This is a genomic window from Streptomyces sp. SID3212, assembly GCF_009865405.1.
GTDB lineage: Bacteria > Actinomycetota > Actinomycetes > Streptomycetales > Streptomycetaceae > Streptomyces.
Genome location: NZ_WWJY01000160.1, coordinates 1 through 929, shown reverse-complemented (window position 1 = coordinate 929; position 929 = coordinate 1). Strand labels below are relative to the sequence as shown.

2 protein-coding genes are annotated in these 929 nt (G+C 72.2%); one reads left to right on the top strand and one right to left on the bottom strand.

Annotated elements, in window-relative coordinates; translation table 11 throughout:
* A partial coding sequence (locus GT042_RS38705; RefSeq protein ID WP_345943676.1) for a ricin-type beta-trefoil lectin domain protein occupies positions 1-426 on the bottom strand: 426 nt, incomplete at its 3' end.
* 303 nt (positions 427-729) lie between these two features.
* Between GT042_RS38705 and GT042_RS38700 the strand changes: the two genes are divergently transcribed.
* Positions 730-929: hypothetical protein (locus GT042_RS38700; RefSeq protein WP_237530455.1), on the top strand; the 200-nt coding region annotated here is incomplete at its 3' end.

The window sequence follows — 929 nt, the reverse complement described above, 5'->3', positions numbered from 1 at the left end:
GTTGCAGCCTTCGACGTTGACGATGCGGGTGCGCGGGTAGTCGCTGCGCAGGCACATACCGGGGTGGGCGGCCTGGGAGATCAGCCCGCCGCCGACGTTCCAGAGCATGCTGCCGTTGGAGGCGTTGCAGCCTTCGACGTTGACGATGCGGGTGCGCGGATAGTCGCTGCGCAGGCACATACCCGGGTGGGCGGACTGGGAGATCAGCGTGCCGCTCACGGTCCAGCGCTGGCGCGAGTCCGAGGGGTTGCAGCCTTCGACATTGACAATGCGGGTGCGCGGATAGTCGCTGCTGAGACACATGACACCGGCGGTCGGTCCCGCGGCGGCGCGAGTGCCGTCGGCCGCGACGGCGGACGACGGGACGACCAGGGAGGCCAGGAAGAGCAGGGCGGGTAACAGAAGTCTGAGCGCGGTTCTGGTCACGGGAGAACCTTTCGCGTTCGGGACACAGGCCGGGAGCTTCTCGCCCTCCCGGCCGGGCGTCCGGATGAGGTTGGCCCTGGAACAGTCCCCCCGTCGGTGATCCTTATGCGTCACACGCGTCACGGGAATCTCGCGCGGTGACGGTGATCTCCGTGACGGCGGACCGGCGGGCGGGGCCCGCAGTGGCGCGGCTCCCATCCCCTCCTGCTGCCGTGCGCCTGGTGCTCGGACGCTCGGCACCATGGCCGGTCCCGGCTCGCTGTCGGCGGGCGGGGTGTCGCCGCGCCGGCCGCCACCCACCAGTTGCCGTCGCCGTCGGCTGTTCTCCCGTACGGCGTCGCGGACGATCCGGGGCAGCGCGGCAACGACGGCTCTCGTCTCCTCCAGGCCGCCGCGTCCGGCCCCGCCCTCCCGCTGTACGGGCCGCCGTCGTGCGCGCGGATGCCGGCCGGGTGGGGGCCAGGGACGGTGCCGGCGATCCGCTCGTACACGGTCGGGACGGC